Source organism: Streptomyces sp. NPDC000878, assembly GCF_053599695.1.
The window spans coordinates 81,234-96,028 of the sequence record NZ_JBSFMT010000002.1; the positions used below are offsets into that span (position 1 = coordinate 81,234).

The 14,795-nt window shown below is 70.9% G+C and carries 14 protein-coding genes; 8 read left to right on the plus strand and 6 right to left on the minus strand.

What is annotated here, in order from left to right; genetic code table 11:
• Nucleotides 1-31: 31 nt before the first annotated feature.
• Together ACWDR4_RS02070 and ACWDR4_RS02075 are read right to left on the minus strand one after the other, a co-directional pair.
• Nucleotides 32-283, minus strand: coding sequence for a hypothetical protein (locus tag ACWDR4_RS02070; protein ID WP_450402684.1), 252 nt, complete (start codon nucleotides 281-283; stop codon nucleotides 32-34).
• Entirely contained in the window at nucleotides 280-495 is a 216-nt protein-coding gene (locus ACWDR4_RS02075) for a hypothetical protein (protein ID WP_450402687.1), read from the minus strand. Before ACWDR4_RS02075 ends, ACWDR4_RS02070 begins: the two co-directional genes overlap by 4 nt.
• 120 nt (nucleotides 496-615) lie before the next feature.
• Here ACWDR4_RS02075 and ACWDR4_RS02080 point away from each other — a divergent pair, with 120 nt between their 5' ends.
• Together ACWDR4_RS02080 and ACWDR4_RS02085 are read left to right on the plus strand one after the other, a co-directional pair.
• Nucleotides 616-1,452 carry a helix-turn-helix domain-containing protein gene (locus ACWDR4_RS02080; RefSeq protein WP_450402690.1) on the plus strand — a complete coding sequence of 279 codons (837 nt, stop codon included), beginning with the start codon at nucleotides 616-618 and terminating at the stop codon, nucleotides 1,450-1,452.
• On the plus strand, nucleotides 1,434-1,703 hold the full coding sequence (locus ACWDR4_RS02085; RefSeq protein ID WP_450402691.1) for a DUF397 domain-containing protein: 270 nt from the start codon (nucleotides 1,434-1,436) through the stop codon (nucleotides 1,701-1,703). Before ACWDR4_RS02080 ends, ACWDR4_RS02085 begins: the two co-directional genes overlap by 19 nt.
• Before the next feature lie 2 nt (nucleotides 1,704-1,705).
• Here ACWDR4_RS02085 and ACWDR4_RS02090 read toward each other — a convergent pair whose 3' ends face one another.
• Nucleotides 1,706-2,797, minus strand: a complete 1,092-nt coding sequence (locus ACWDR4_RS02090; RefSeq protein WP_450402694.1) for a 3-oxoacyl-[acyl-carrier-protein] synthase III C-terminal domain-containing protein — start codon at nucleotides 2,795-2,797, stop codon at nucleotides 1,706-1,708.
• 206 nt (nucleotides 2,798-3,003) lie between these two features.
• Between ACWDR4_RS02090 and ACWDR4_RS02095 the strand changes: the two genes are divergently transcribed.
• Nucleotides 3,004-3,804, plus strand: coding sequence for an SDR family NAD(P)-dependent oxidoreductase (locus ACWDR4_RS02095; RefSeq protein WP_450402696.1), 801 nt, complete (start codon nucleotides 3,004-3,006; stop codon nucleotides 3,802-3,804).
• On the plus strand, nucleotides 3,801-4,613 hold the full coding sequence (locus tag ACWDR4_RS02100) for an enoyl-CoA hydratase/isomerase family protein (protein WP_450402699.1): 813 nt from the start codon (nucleotides 3,801-3,803) through the stop codon (nucleotides 4,611-4,613). The genes ACWDR4_RS02095 and ACWDR4_RS02100 overlap by 4 nt, the downstream gene beginning before the upstream one ends.
• Here ACWDR4_RS02100 and ACWDR4_RS02105 read toward each other — a convergent pair.
• On the minus strand, nucleotides 4,603-6,879 hold the full coding sequence (locus ACWDR4_RS02105) for a M4 family metallopeptidase (protein ID WP_450402701.1): 2,277 nt from the start codon (nucleotides 6,877-6,879) through the stop codon (nucleotides 4,603-4,605). The two genes, ACWDR4_RS02100 and ACWDR4_RS02105, sit on opposite strands and share 11 nt — an antisense overlap.
• A 416-nt stretch (nucleotides 6,880-7,295) precedes the next feature.
• Here ACWDR4_RS02105 and ACWDR4_RS02110 point away from each other — a divergent pair, with 416 nt between their 5' ends.
• Entirely contained in the window at nucleotides 7,296-8,045 is a 750-nt protein-coding gene (locus ACWDR4_RS02110; RefSeq protein ID WP_450402704.1) for a DUF6215 domain-containing protein, read from the plus strand.
• Nucleotides 8,046-8,047: 2 nt separating this feature from the next.
• Here ACWDR4_RS02110 and ACWDR4_RS02115 read toward each other — a convergent pair whose 3' ends face one another.
• The gene (locus ACWDR4_RS02115) at nucleotides 8,048-8,941 is read right to left on the minus strand and encodes a LysR family transcriptional regulator (protein WP_450402706.1); all 894 of its coding nucleotides are present in this window, start codon (nucleotides 8,939-8,941) and stop codon (nucleotides 8,048-8,050) included.
• Nucleotides 8,942-9,128: 187 nt separating this feature from the next.
• On the opposite strand from ACWDR4_RS02115, the gene ACWDR4_RS02120 reads away from it, so the two are divergent.
• Nucleotides 9,129-10,046: an SDR family oxidoreductase gene (locus ACWDR4_RS02120; RefSeq protein WP_450402708.1), complete on the plus strand. Its 918-nt coding sequence runs from the start codon at nucleotides 9,129-9,131 to the stop codon at nucleotides 10,044-10,046.
• Nucleotides 10,047-10,507: 461 nt separating this feature from the next.
• Here the strand turns inward: ACWDR4_RS02120 and ACWDR4_RS02125 are convergent, their stop codons facing one another.
• Nucleotides 10,508-12,700: an acyltransferase family protein gene (locus ACWDR4_RS02125; protein ID WP_450402710.1), complete on the minus strand. Its 2,193-nt coding sequence runs from the start codon at nucleotides 12,698-12,700 to the stop codon at nucleotides 10,508-10,510.
• A 255-nt stretch (nucleotides 12,701-12,955) separates the two neighbouring features.
• On the opposite strand from ACWDR4_RS02125, the gene ACWDR4_RS02130 reads away from it, so the two are divergent.
• Both ACWDR4_RS02130 and ACWDR4_RS02135 read left to right on the plus strand, forming a co-directional pair.
• Nucleotides 12,956-13,996 (plus strand): FecCD family ABC transporter permease, encoded by a 1,041-nt coding sequence (locus ACWDR4_RS02130; RefSeq protein ID WP_450402713.1) that lies wholly within the window; start codon nucleotides 12,956-12,958, stop codon nucleotides 13,994-13,996.
• A 4-nt stretch (nucleotides 13,997-14,000) separates the two neighbouring features.
• Entirely contained in the window at nucleotides 14,001-14,771 is a 771-nt protein-coding gene (locus tag ACWDR4_RS02135) for an ABC transporter ATP-binding protein (protein WP_450402716.1), read from the plus strand.
• Nucleotides 14,772-14,795: the final 24 nt, after the last annotated feature.

Here is a 14,795-nt window from a genome sequence, read left to right on the forward strand (position 1 = left end):
CCTCAGGGGCGCCAGGCCCGGCCGGGGAACCTCAGGGGACCTCTCCCCTGCTGCGTGCGTTCGCGTATGCCGTGGCCGCGCTGAGGCGTTCCGCCGGGGTGGCCGGGCGCAGGCCGTCCGGGGCCGCGTCCCACTCCCTGCCGCCGCCGTACGATCTGAGCTGGACGTAGGGTCCCTCGTGCCCCATGACGAGGCCCACCTTTCCGGTGCGGGTGTCCATGACGTACGTGCCGACCTCCGGCCGCCCCGGCTTTCCTGGCCTCGCCGACCGCACGTCGTTCATCGCAGCGCCGCCGCGATCCGGGCCGCCGTCTCCACGTTGCAGCGCCCCAATTCGATGAGCGGACGGGGTACTTCCCGGGCGACACTCGCCGCGTCCAATCGGAGCGTCGGCAAGGTAATCCCGGCGTTTTCCAACGCCGTCCGCAATTCCTTCACAGTTTCCTCCGCTTCCTCGACGCAGTCCGCCGAACGTGCCGTCTGTCGTGCCGTCACCGTGCTCCCCTTGCTAATCGAGTTTCACTCTTCGCACTTCTACGGTGACGTGTTGTGCCTACACTCGGAAGGCTCTGGGCGCAGCAACGACGGTGCAGTTGAAGGGGGTTCGGTTCGGCCATGGCCAATGGTTCACAGCGGCAGGCTGCTTGGGAGTTCTTCGGGACGGAGTTGAAGCGGCGGCGGGAGGAGGCGGGGTTAACCCAGGTGGAGTTGGGGGCGATGGTCTTCGTCTCCGGCGGTTACATCGGACAGTTCGAGCAGGCCATTCGTAAGCCGCAGTTGGACGTGGCGATGCGGATTGACGACGTCCTACAAACCGCAGGTTTTTTCGAGCGTACCTGGCGCAAGCTCATCGACGACAAGCGGTACGCGGATTACTTCGCGGAGGTTGTGGAGCTTGAGCGGACGGCGACGAAGATCTGTGAGTTCGCGCCGACGGTGGTCCCCGGCCTGCTACAGACGGCCGCCTACGCTCGGGCGGTCACGCTCGCGGCCAACCCGTTCGTCACGGACGACTACGTGGACGAAAAGGTGGGCGCCCGACTGGAACGGTCGCGCATCCTCAAGGACGCTACAAGGCCCGAGTATTGGGCGATCCTGCACGAGAACACCCTGCGTACCCCGGTCGGCGGACCTGCGGCCATGGCCGAGCAACTGGAGCACATCGCCGCACTCGCCCGGGAGCGGAAGGTCTGGGTGACCGTGGTCCCGTACTCGGCGGGAGCATTCGCCTCCATGGGCGGGATGATTCAGCTCATGGAGTTCGAGGACGCTCCGCCAACCCTCTATACAGAGACCTCGTTTTCGGGCCACCTGCTTGACGATCCGGCAGTGGTGAAGCGGGCACAGCGCGCATACGATCTGCTCAGGGGCGTCGCGCTGTCGCCGGAGGCGTCCCTCGCCCTGATCGAATCGGCCGCTGAGGACTACAGACGATGCGCGAGTACGACCTGACCAACGCCCGCTGGCGCAAGAGCAGTTACAGCAACGGCGAAGGCGGCGAGTGCGTCGAGGTCGCGCACGACTTCATCGGCGCCGCCCGCTGGCGTAAGAGCACGTACAGCAACGGCGAAGGCGGCAGCTGCGTCGAAGTAGCCGACGGAGTCCCCGGCATCGTGCCCGTCCGGGACAGCAAGGTCTCGGACGGGCCCGTGCTGCTCCTCGGGGCCGACGCCTGGGCGGAGTTCGTCGGTTCCGTGGTCTGAGGTCAGCTCACCGGGACGATGAGCGCTCCGCGCTCCGGGCCGGAGCCGACGACCGAGAAGCAGACCTCCTCCTGCGGAGCAATCGTTTCCGCTGCGAGGTCGGCATGCAGCAGGGCGATCGTCGAGACGGCCGCCGTGTTGCCGATCGTGCGCACGTGCGCCGGCGCCTGCTCGGCGGAGACGCACATCTCCTCGCGGAACGCGTCGACCAGCAGCGGGCTGGCCTGGTGCGTGTAGAGCCGGGTCACCTCCTTGAGGTAGCCGGGGCGGGCCTCCTCCAGCGCCTCGTGGTTGAGGGTCATGCCCCGGCTGTAATAGCGCCTGATCTCGGGTGAGTTCATGCCGTACCCCGAGAGTTCGCAGGAGCCCGGGGAGCCCGCCGGGTGCCTGCTGCCACCGCCCGGGAAGTGGATCAGCGGGTCGGTGAGCCCCGGCTCCGTTCCGAACGACTGGCTGTCCCGCGAGTACAGCACCAGCCCCTCCGACTCCTCGTCACGCCGCAGGACGAGTGCCGCCGCACCGTCCGAGAAGAGCGCCGGGGACGCCCAAAGATTCTTGCCGTACGGGTGCACGGTGTTGATGTCGGCGTAGTGGGGCAACAGGGCGCCGTCGGGCCCGGTGCTGATCCGGCTCGGGACGTTGTACGCGACGACCAGCGCCCGTTCGGTGCCCGTGGCCGCCACGACAGCCGCCGCCCGCGCCAATCCCGCGCACCCCGCGCCGAGTTGGACCGGCGGCACATGGTCCGGGATGCCCAGGACGCGCAGCAACGCGAAGGCGTCCTGGTCGAGCATCACCTCGTACGGGGTGCACGTGACCAGGACGACCCCGGTGACGTCGGCGGGGTCGAGGCGGGCGTCGGCCAACGCGCCGCGTGCCACCCCGGCGACGGTCTCCAGGTCGGCGAAACGGTCGGGATCCCAGGCCTTGGACTCGACACCCAGCATCCGGGTGATGGTGTCCCCGGCGAGGTGCTCACCGGGCTTGCGCCGGTCGGGGACGCGGGCCTGCCGGGCCCAGGAGTCGATGTCGACGACGGTGCCGAGGTCGGCGCGGGCGCCGCCGATCTCGTAGGGGAAGGGGCGGACTTGCAAGGTGGGGACCTCCGTACAAGGGGCTGGACGTGCGGATCATGGGCTCGAACGGCTCGCCGAGCGAGCCGTGGTTGCGCCAACTGGGTGGTCCGTCAAGGAAGTTCACCCCTGCGTGGACTTCGATGCGCGATCAGGCCGGGACCGGTGAAACGATCACCCACGGTTTTCGGCCAACAACTCAGGGACAGCGAAGGGGGCGTGGCCCAATGACGGTCATCGCGGAAACGACGGACGGCTCGCCGGCCACAACTACGGAACTGCCGGTCTCGGCGGTGCTGGCCGGTCGTACCGCCGTCATCACCGGCGGGACGACCGGACTGGGCCGCGAACTCGCCGAGGGGTTTCTGCGGGCGGGCGCGCGGGTGGTGTGCGGAGCGCGGCGGGAGCACGGCGTCGTCGGCGAGGTCGTCGACCGGTATCCGGACCGGGCCGCCTACGTCGCCTGTGACGTGCGGGAACCCGAGTCCCTGGAACGGCTGATGGACGCGACGGCGGAACGGTTCGGCGGGATCGACATCGTCGTCGCCAACGCGGGCATCACCCGCAACGGCACCGTGCGGCGGCTCAGCGCGGAGCACTGGCGCGAGGTCATGAGCACCAACGTCGACGGCGTCTTCCACACCGTCCGGGCCGCGCTGCCCCACCTGGAGCGCGCCGACGGCGGCACGATCCTGACGGTGTCGTCCGCGATGACGTCCCACCCGATGGCAGGCGCGGGCGCGTACGTCGCCTCCAAGGCGGCGATCGAGGCGTTCACGCGGTGCTGTGCCGTCGAGTTCGCCTCCCGGCGTATCCGGGTGAACTGCCTGGCGCCCGGCATCCTGAGCGTCGGCATGGGCGAGGCGGTGGCGGCCGACGAACGGCTGCGGCAGTCGTACTGGCCCCGCCTGCTGTCCGGCCGGGCGGGCACCCCGCAGGAGGCGGTGGACGCGGCGGTGTTCCTGGTCGGCCCGGCGGCCTCGTACGTCAACGGTCACGTTCTCGCTGTCGACGGGGGTGTGCTGTGACGGTCTCCGTCCGCTACGAGCACGGGCTCGCATGGGTGTGGCTGGACCGCCCGCCCCTCAACCTGTTCGACTCCGCGCAGCAGTTGGGGGCGGAGTCGGCCCTGTGCGAGCTGCGCGAGCGGCCCGACGTACGCGCGGTGCTGTTCATCGGGGCAGGCGGTCACTTCTCGGCGGGCGGGGACGTGTCGGAGATGGGCACGCTGACGCCGGAACAGGCCGCCGAGTACGCGGCCCGCATCAGCCGTCTGACCCGCGAGGTCGCCGCGCTGCCGGTCCCGGTGATCGCCGCCGTGGAGGGGTACGCGCTCGGCGGCGGCCTCGAACTCGCCCTCGCCGCCGACGTACGTGTCTGCACACCCACCGCGCGCTTCGGCCTGCCCGAGATCCCGCTCGGCCTGATCCCCGGCGCGGGCGGCACCCAGCGCCTGCCCCGGCTGGTCGGCCTGTCCCGGGCCAAGGACATCCTCTTCTCCGGCCGCCAGGTCGACGCGGCCGAGGCCGAACGGATCGGCCTGGTCGACGAGGTCGTCCCCGAGGGCACCCTCATCGACGCGGCCCGGGCCCGCGCCCTCCGCTACACGGCCGGCCCGTCCGACGCCCTGGCAGCCGCCAAGCGCGCGACGGACGCCGCCCACGAAGGCCCCCTCGACCACGGCCTGGACCTCGAACTGGCCCTCTTCACCCCGCTGCTCACACCCGGAGCGCGCACGGTGCACTTCCGGAGCTTCCAGAAACGAGGACAGCAGGCCGGTACCAGTACGGGTACTGGTACCGGCCTGCTGTCAGTCGGTGATTCGGTCAGGGAGTGAGCTGCCAGTTCTGGATGTAGCCGACGTCGATCGCCGCCCGGTCCTGCACGCGGAGCTTCCACGTGCCGTTGACGGGCTGGGCCGAGGCGTCGACCGTGAAGGTCTGGTCGACGTTGTCGGCCGAGCCGCCGCTCCGGTTGAGGAGTGAGTAGACGGTGCCGTTGGGGCCGACCAGGTCGACGGTCAGGTCACCGCGGTAGGTGTGGACGATGTTGACGTAGACCGAGGTGGTGGCGGAGGCGTTGCCGTCGCGGCCCTCGATGGTGATCGGGGACTCCACGGCGGCGCCGACGTCGGGGATGTCGACGCGGGTGCTGGTGGCGTAGATGTACGCGATCCGCCAGCTGAAGGTGTCCGTGACGGACGAGCCCGTGCCGTCGGTGACCGTGACGGTGACTTCGCCGGTGCCGAGGGTGGTCGGCGTCCCGGAGATCAGACCGCTCGCGCTGAGGGTCAGACCGTCGGGCAGGCCGGTGGCCTCGTAGGTCAGGCCCGCACCGGAGTTGGTGGTGTAGGCGTCCACCTGGAGGCTGACCGCCTGGCCGACGCCGCTGATCTGGTCGGCGACCGGGGCGACGTTGACGCCGAGGGCTATCCGGCCGCCGACGTTGATGGCGGCCCAGGCGTCGGCGACGGCGAGGTAGGTGGGGCTGTAGGCGCCGAACAGGTCACCGGCCGCCTGGAGGGTGGCGGTGCGGGCGCCCGCGTAGTTGGTCGACGACGTCATGTACGTCGTCAGCGCCCGGTACCAGACGGCGGCGGCGTTCTCGATGCCGATGCCGGTGACGGCCAGACCGTCGGAGGTCGGGCTGTCGTAGGCGACGCCGTTGACGGTCTTGGCGCCGCTGCCCTCGGAGAGCAGGTAGAAGAAGTGGTTCGCGGGGCCCGAGGAGTAGTGGACGTCGATGCTCCCCAGGGTGGAGCTCCAACTGTCGCGCGAGGAGCCGTCCTTGGAGGGCTTGTCCATGTAACGCAGCGGGGTGCCGTTGCCGTTGATGTCGATCTTCTCGCCGACGAGGTAGTCACCGGGGTCGGCGGCGAGGTCCGAGTGGAACTCGACGGCCGCGGCGAAGATGTCGGAGGTCGCCTCGTTCAGCCCGCCGGACTCGCCCGAGTAGGTCAGGTTGGCGGTGGCGGCGGTGACGCCGTGGCTCATCTCGTGGGCGGCCACGTCGAGGGAGGTCAGCGGGTGCGTGTTGCCCGAGCCGTCGCCGTACGTCATGCAGAAGCAGCTGTCCTGCCAGAACGCGTTGACGTAGTTGTTCCCGTAGTGGGCCCGGCTGTAGGCGGCGACACCGTCGTTGCGGATGCCGTTGCGGCCGTACACGTCCTTGTAGTAGTCCCAGGTGGCGGCGGCGCCGAAGGCCACGTCGACACCGGCGGTCTGGCGGTTGGACGGCAGACCGTCGCCCCAGACATCGTTGTCGTCCGTGAACAGGGTGCCGGTACCGGAGGTGCCCTGGTTCAGGTCGTACGTCTTCTGCCCGGCGCGGTCGGGGTCGGTGAGCTGGTACGTCGTTCCCGAGAGGGTGCTGCCGAGGGGGACCGTGCCGACGTACTGGCCGGTGCCTTCGCCGGTGTGCACCTTCTCGGCGGCGAGGAGCTGCTTGCCGGTGCTCGCGTCTGTGACCACCTGCAGTTCGCTGGGCGTGCCGTCGGGCTGGACGCCCTCGACCAGCGTCTCCCAGGCCAGGACGGGCTTGGTGGCGCCGGCCCAGACGACGAGGCGGGGCGCGCGCTCGGTCTCGGTGCCGGTGACCTCGGCGCCCTTCGCCGCCGCGAGAGCCTTGCCGGTGGCGTTGGCCGCGGAGAGCTTCGGGGTGAGGGACGGCAGCGTGAGGGTCGCGCCGCTGGCCTCGGAAACGGTGGTGCGGTTGCCCTTCAGGTGGACGACCAGGTCGCCGCCGAGGACGGGCAGTCCGGCGTAGGTGCGCTCGTAGCGGGTGTGGGTGGTGCCGTCGGCGTCCTGGACGACGTCCTTGACGACGAGCTTCTCCTGCGCGCCGAGGGCGAGTTGGCGGGCCGTGGTGCCGGACGCGGTCTGCGCGCTCTTGATCAGCGAGGCGCGGCGGGCGGCCGAGAGCGGTACGGCGGCGGCCCCCGCGCGAGGCTCGGCGGTGATCTTGGCCGGGCTCGGGCCCGGGTCGGCCGGGGCGGCGGTCGCGGTGCCGACGGGGGCACCCATGGCGAGCAGGGTCCCGATGGTGGTCAGTGCGAGGGCGGTGGCGCGTCTGCGCCGGAGGGTGGGGCTGTGTCGCCGGGGCAACGGGTTCTCCTTCTGCGGCGGTCGGCCCGTGGTGGGGGCCGAAGTGGGGGCGGACCGACGGGATGTGGCCGGTCCGGAGCGCTGCACGGCAGGGGGGTGGCAGGAGGTGGGGGGTGAGTGGGGGTGCCCCGCACGATGCGGGCGTGAGGGGCGTGAAGGGCGCGATGTGCGTGATGCGCGTGATCTGCGTGAAGGAATGGTGAACTTCCGCAGAAGCGTGGCACCGGGTGCCTCGCCTTGTCATGTGATCGCCAAAACAACGGCTTGAAATGGCCATGCCCAACTGGGGGTCGTCCTGCTGGGCGCACGTTTTCAGCCGTCCGGGCAGTCGCTGCGCGGAGATCGCGCGGTTATGCTGCCCGGCGCGCGCGTAACGGGCGCGTGGGGTGGGGGGACAGGGGGTGGGGGGACAGGGCATGACCGAAGACATCGACGTACCCAGACCGGCCGGAGCCGGAGAGGGCACGAGCGAAGTGGGCACGCGCGAAAAGGGCGCGAGCGAGAGGGGCGCGAGCGAGGGCGCGCAGATCGCGTCGGCGCTGCTGCTGGTCGGCTGCCTCACGGCCGGCTTCTGGGTGATGGCGAAGTACCAGCCCGACTCCGCTGCCGCCGACCGGAAACCGGCCTCGTGCTCCAGGTCGAACGACGACGTGCCGCTGTCGAAGCCCGTCTCCGGTACCCAACTGTGCACGGCACTGAACCGCTCGGACCTGCCGACGCTGCTCGGCACGCCCAAGGACTACGCGCTCGGCGCCTACAGCGACGAGGCCCAGTTCAGCGAGTCGCTCGGCATCACGACACAAGACCCTGAAGCCACCGTCCAGTTGGAGGGCTACAGCGTGCAGCTCTCGGCGGCCTACGACGACCTCACGGTCGCCGACATAGCCGAGTACCTGCCCGAAGCAGCGGAACGGCGAACGTTCCTGGGCCACCCGGCGTACCTCTACCCGGGCCGGACGATCGGCATCCTCTTCGACGACGGCAAGGCCTCCACCGGCACCGGCGGCATCGCCCGTACCCTCCTGGTCGCCAAGGACCCGAAGGACGGCGGCGGTTCGTACGAGATCGCCATCTGGCGCCAGGACGACGTGCCCCCCGACGATGCGGCCCTGCTCCGGGTCGCGGCGACCGTGCTGCCGACGGTCCCGGAGTGGACGGCGAGCTGAGTTCAGGCGGTACCGGTGTCGCCCGTCAGCAGGACCCGCGCCACCTTGCGGAAGGTGGCGAGCAGACGACTGCGGTCGTCCACGCGGGTGGCGAGGACGACGTGGCTCGGTTCGACGCCGTGCAGGGGGATGGTGGTGAGGTCGGGCCGGAGCCGGTCCGCACCCATACCCCCCGGGACGATGGCCACGGCCTGCCCGGCGGCGATGAGTTCGAACTTGTCCTCCAGCGCCCGGACGAGCGGCCCCTCCGGCGCCCGGCTGCCGTCCGGACGCGGATCGATACGCCAGAAGGAGTTCCAGGCCGCGTCCTCGCGCACCCTGGGCAGGGGTTCGTCGGCGATGTCGTCAAGGGTGACGGACTCCTTCCCGACGAGCCGGTGATCGAGCGGGACGACAAGGACCCGGGGCTCCTCGTACAGAACCGTCAACTCCAACTCGCCGGTGGGAAGCGGCAGTCGGGCGACGACCGCGTCGACCCGGTGGTCGAGCAGCGCGGTGCCGGGTTCGTCCCAGTTCAGGTGTACGGCCCGTACGTCGGCGTCCGGATGCCGGTGGCGCAGCTCCCGTACGGCCGGGGTGACGATGAGGTTCGACGTGTAGCCGATGACGAGACGGCTGGGCTCGGCGGCGGCGCGGGTCTGGGAAGCGGCCCGGGTGGCCGTGCGGAGCAGCGCCCTGGCATGCGGCAGAAAGACCTCACCGGCCTCGGTGAGCCGACTGCCCTGCGGAGTCCGATCGAGCAGCCGGGCCCCCAACTCCTTCTCCAGCCGCCGGATCTGCCGACTGAGGGAGGGCTGGGCGATGCGGAGAGTCTCGGCGGCGCGGCCGAAGTGCAGTTGTTCAGCGACGACGGTGAAGTACCGGACGAGACGCAGATCGAGATCGGGCCCTGTCATGTGCCAAGCGTATCTGGCCAGTTGGGCGACCACTCCCGAAAACACTCACTGAACTGTGGTGATGCCTGATACGCATTGCGCGTTCCGGATCAGGTCTTGGACCGGGAGCGGACTCCGCACGCACGCTGAAAGCACACCGCCCCGACACCAAGGGGCCGGTAGTGAGTGCAGTGAGAGGGAGTTCACCATGCGTGTGTTCGTCACCGGGGCGAGCGGGTTCGTCGGGTCCGCCGTCGTACGGGAGTTGCTCGGCGCGGGTCACGAGGTGGTCGGGATGGCCCGCTCGGACGAGTCCGCCGCGTCGCTGAAGGAGGCCGGGGCGGAGGTCCACCGTGGGGACCTGGACGACCTGACCAGTCTGCGGGCCGGGGCGGCGGCCTCGGAGGGCGTGGTCCACACCGCGTACGTCCACGACTTCCGCGACTTCGCGGAGGCCGCCCGGACCGACCTACGGGCCGTGGAGACACTGGGCGAGGCACTGGCCGGCTCCGGCCACCCCCTCCTCATCTGCTCCGGGACCGCGTTCTCGCCGGGCGTCCTGGCGACGGAGGACAACCCGGGCGACCCGTCGAGGTCCCACATGTACCGGCTCGCCTCCGAGGCGGCGGTGATGCGGCTCGCGGAGCGCGGGGTGCGGGCATCGGTCGTACGCCTGCCGCCGTCCACGCACGGCAAGGGGGACCACGGCTTCGTCCCTCTCCTCATCGACATCGCCCGAGCCAAGGGCGTCTCGGCCTACCCGGGCGACGGCACCAACCGCTGGGCCACCGCCCACCGCTTCGACGCCGCCCGCCTGTTCCGGCTGGCCCTGGAATCGGCCCCGGCGGGCACCCGCCTGCACGCGGTCGCCGAGGAGGGCGTCCCGGTGCGGGAGATCGCGGAGGCCATCGGACGGGGGTTGGGGCTGCCGGTGGTTTCGGTGCCGGCGGAGGAGACGAACAACCACTTCGGCTGGCTGGGCAACTTCTTCGCCCTCGACCTCCCGGCGTCGAGCGCGGTGACGCGGGAGGGGTTGGGGTGGGAGCCGGTGGAGACGGGTCTGCTGGCGGACTTGGCGGCGGGCCACTACTTCGACTCGGCCGGGGGAGGCACGGGGGCTTCCTGACTCTTTCTCGCCCCCGCCGCCCTTACCCGTCCCATCCTTCTGGGGGCTGCGCCCCCAGCTCCCCTGTCGCGCTGAACGCGCTCGTCCTCAATCGCCGGACAGGCTGAGTGGAGGGTGCCGGCCAGTGGTGAAGTGCGGCGGGGTGGGTGGGAAAAAGCTCGCGCTGAACGCGCTTGTCCTCAAACGCCGGACAGGCTGAGTGGTGCGGGCCGGTGCTGAAGTGCGGTGGGGGCGGGTCGGCGGGGAAAAGGTGGGCTGAGCGCGGTTGTCCCCGAACTCCGGTCGGCGCTTGGAACGCCGACCGGGGCCTGATGGTGGCAGTCGGGCTTGGCCTCTCGGCACCGGCCCGCACTCCCAGCCCGTCCGGCGCTTGAGGACAAGGCCCGTTCAGGGCCGGAGCGGGGGCCTGGGGGCGCAGCCCCCAGAAGGATGGGACGGGTAAGGGCGGCGGGGGCGAGAACTCACCCGGTACCGACCACCTCGGTCAGCCGGGCGCCCAGGACCGGCGCCACCGCCTCCGCATACGCGTCCGCGATATGGCTGTCGTCGCGGTACACGACCGTGTCGCCCACCAGGACAGGGCAGTCGCCCCTCCCCGTGCACAGCCACGGCACGGGATCGATCACCGTCGCGCCGGACAACCTCGCCGCGGCAAGCGTCGCCACCCTCCGTGCCCCGTCCCTGATCGCCCCGGGCAGCCGGTTCGTACAGCGGTCCAGGCGGAGGGAGTACAGCGCCGCACAATCCACCGCGTCCGTCCTCGGCCACGGAGTGTCCAGCAGCGCAACAACCTTCGCCCCCGAAGCCCCGAGCGCCTCGTACGTCGTACGGAGGCCGTTCGTCCACTGCCCCCCGAGGTCGCGCTCCGGGTTCAGCGGCTCACCCGCGTCCGAGGACGAGACGATCACCAGGTCGGGCCGTAGCGCGACGATCCTCTCGATCGCCCGCGCCCGCCAGACATCGCACTCCGCGTACGGACCCTCGAACCGCCGCAACGTGACCTTCGCCGCCTTGCACGACGCCTTCGTCCACGACACCAGCTTCCAACCACGTTCCCCGGCAAGGCGGTTGAGCGCCGGAAACCACTGGGCCGCGTGGGAGTCGCCGAACAGGACCACGACCTTGTCGGAGGCCGGGTCGCCGTACTCGCACGGCGGGGTGCTCGTGCTGTCGTACGCCACATGGCAGCCGTCCCGGTAGACCGCCGACCGTGCCGACTTGATCTCGGTAAGGGGCGGGGAGAGGTTGCTCGGCAGGCGGATCGACCGCGCCTCCAGGAGTTGACGCAGGCGCAGTTGGGGGTCCGGTGCCTTGGCTATCTCCTGGCTCAGCCGGACTGCCGGTCTGCCCGAGTCGACCGGCGGCGGGAACGCGTACGCCGTCGTTACGGCGATCAGTGCCGCGCCCGCCGACAGAGTCGCCCCGAGCCGCAGGGCGCGGCCCGGGCGGCCACGGAACGCCGAGTGGAAGCGGACCGGGTTCTCGACCAGGCGCAGGGTCGCCCAGGCCAGCGGCAGGGCGAGCGCGCAGAGCAGCAGCGCGAGCCAGACGTCCGTACTCTCCGGGAGTCTGCCCAACGCCACGGGACCGATGAGCAGCAGCGGCCAGTGCCACAGGTACCAGCCGTACGACAGGCCGCCCAGCCGGACCAACGGCCGCCTGGTGAGGAGTAGTTGGGCGTCCCAGCGCGACGGGGCGCAGCCGCCCGCCAGGACCAGGACTGACCCGAGCACCGGCAGGAGCGCGTAATAGCCGGGGAACGGGGTGGAGTTGCCGTAGAGCGTCGCCGCCACGAGGATGCAGGCCAGGCCTGTCCAGGTCATCGGTGCCGCCAACTTGGGTGGCAGGTCGCGCAGTTGCTCGACGGACAGGGCCAGCAGGGCTCCCGCGCCCAGTTCCCAGAAGCGGGTGTGCGAACCGAAGTACGCCCACGACGGGGCGCTCTCCGTCACGGTGACACTCAGCCCGAACGACAGCAGGCACAGCACCGCGAGCGGCACCGCCACCAGTCCGCGCCGCCGGCCCGCGAGCCGCCAGCTGAGCAGGAGCAGTACCGGCCAGAGAAGGTAGAACTGCTCCTCCACGGCCAGCGACCAGAAGTGCTGGAACGGGGACGGTGGACTCCCCTCCGCCAAGTAGTCCGTACCGCCCGCCGCCAGCCGGAGGTTCACCGCGTAGAGCGCGCTGCTCAGCGCGTCCCCGGCGTACTCCTCGAAGCGGACCCTCGACAGGAACAGCCAGGAACCGGCGAGGGTGGCGATGACGACGAGCGTCGACGCGGGGAGGAGACGGAGCGCGCGGCGGGCGTAGAACCTGCGGATCGATATCGCGCCGCTTGATCCCTTTATTCCGCTTCCGCCCGTGGCCAACTCACGTACCAGCAACGAGGTGATGAGGAAGCCCGAGACGACGAAGAAGACGTCGACGCCGACATAGCCACCGCCGAACCCGCCCACCCCCGCGTGGCCGAGAACGACGAGCGACACGGCCACGGCTCGCAGCCCTTGGATGTCGAGCCGCAGTCCAGGAATTTCGGTCGGTCGTCCAGGAATTTCGGTCGGTCGTCCGGGGATTTCGGTCGGTCGTCCGGAGGTTCGCGTCTTCACGCCCATCAGAGACGGTCGGCCCGCTCGAACGGTTGTGGCCCGCACCATCCGGTCACCAGAAGTTTCCCCGCCGTCCGCGAGAGAGGCCCGTGAGCAGCGGAGGACCCGCGAGAACTGGCCGGTCCGGCGTGTTTGCTACGCTCGCCGACGCGTCCCGTGGGGGAAGTCCGGTGAGACTCCGGCGCTGACCCGCAACGGTATGCACGCCCCCGGCAGGTGGGCGTGCGAGCCCGATTACCCAAGGTGCGCGTGCCCATGTGACTGCTCGCCGCGGACTGCGAGCCGAGGCGAAGGACGCCGCCCGTGCGCCGAACACCCGTCGTGCCGTTGGCCGTTGGGCTGGTACTGCTCCTGTTGCTCTCCCTGCTCTGCGGGGTCGGTCTTGGCGCGTCCGGCATCGGCTGGGGGCAGGTCTTCCGGTTCCTCGGCGACGGGCTCACCGGGGGCACGATCCGCGCCGAGGACGTCGCCTCGTACACCATCGTCTGGGAGCTGCGGCTGCCCCGGGTGGTGCTCGCCGCCGTGGTCGGCGCCGGGCTCGCGGCCGTCGGGGTGGCCGTACAGGCCATGGTCCGCAACGCGCTCGCCGATCCGTTCGTCCTCGGCATCTCGTCCGGCGCGGCCGTCGGCGCCAACGCCGTGATCCTGCTGGGGGCCTTCGCCGGACTCGGCGTGTGGGCACTGTCCGTGTCCGCCTTCGCCTCCGCGCTCGCCGCCATGGTCCTCGTGTACGCCGTGGCCCACTCCGCCACTCACGGCCTCACGCCGCTGCGGCTGATCCTCACCGGTACGGCACTGGCGTACGGCTTCGAGGCCGTGACCACCGTGATGGTGTTCGGGGCCGCCCGGGGCGAGGCGGCGCGCTCGGCGATGATGTGGCTGCTCGGGAGCCTGGGCGGGGCGACCTGGGCGCAGGTGCCGATCGCCGCCGTGACCGTCCTCGCCGGGTGGGCGTGGCTCGCCCGGCGCGCCGAGTCCCTCAACGCGCTCGCCATGGGGGACGAGACCGCCGCCGCCCTGGGGGTCCAACCCACCAGACTCCGGCGGGAGTTGTTCCTCGTCACCGCCGCCGTGACCGGCACGGTCGTCGCCGTCAGCGGGGCCATCGGCTTCGTCGGTCTCATGGTCCCGCATGTCGTACGGATGCTCGTCGGCGCCGATCACCGGCGGGTGCTGGCGGTCGCGCCGCTCGCCGGGGCCGTACTGCTGGTGTGGGCCGACGTACTGTCCCGGCTGCTGCTCGCGCCGGCCGAACTGCCCGTCGGGGTGATCACCGCCGTGGTCGGCGTACCGGCGTTCCTGCTGCTGATGCGGCGCGGCGGCTACGCGTTCGGGGGGCGGTGACGGCATGCGGCTCGATGTGGAGGGTGTGTCGGTCGACGCGGGGGCGGTCCGGCTCGTCGAGGACATCACGATGCGGGTGGACAGCGGGGCCTTCGTGGGGCTCGTCGGGCCCAACGGGAGCGGGAAGTCGACCCTGTTGCGGTGCGTGTACCGGGCGCTGCGGCCGGCGGGCGGTGCGGTACGGCTGGACGACGTCGACGTGCACGGCATGGAACCGCGGGCCACCGCCCGGGTGTTGGCCGCGCTGCCCCAGGAGTCGTCCTCCGAGTTCGACTTCACCGTCGCGGAGGTGGTCGCGATGGGGCGGCTGCCGCATCAGGGGCGCACGGCGGCCGGGGACCGCGACATCTGCGACACGGCCCTGGAACGGACCGGCATCGCGCATCTCGCCGACCGCGGGTTCCTCGCCCTCTCCGGCGGCGAGAAGCAACGCGTGCTCATCGCACGGGCGTTGGCCCAGCAGCCGAAGGTCCTCGTCCTCGACGAACCCACCAACCACCTCGACATCGCCCACCAGTTGGACGTCCTGTCCCTGGTACGGACGAGCGGCCTGACCGTCCTGGCCGCCCTGCACGACCTCAACCTCGCCGCCGCCCACTGCGATCTGCTGTACGTCGTCGCCGGGGGCCGCCTCGTCGCGTCGGGCCCGCCGCACGACGTACTCCAACCGGCGCTGCTGGCCGAGGTGTTCGGGGTGCGCGCGCATCCGGTGCGGCATCCGGAGACGGGTGCAGTGCAGCTGCTCTTCGATCTGCTCCCCAAGTCGTCCCTGTAAGAGCCAGCCTTCCCTGTAAGAGCC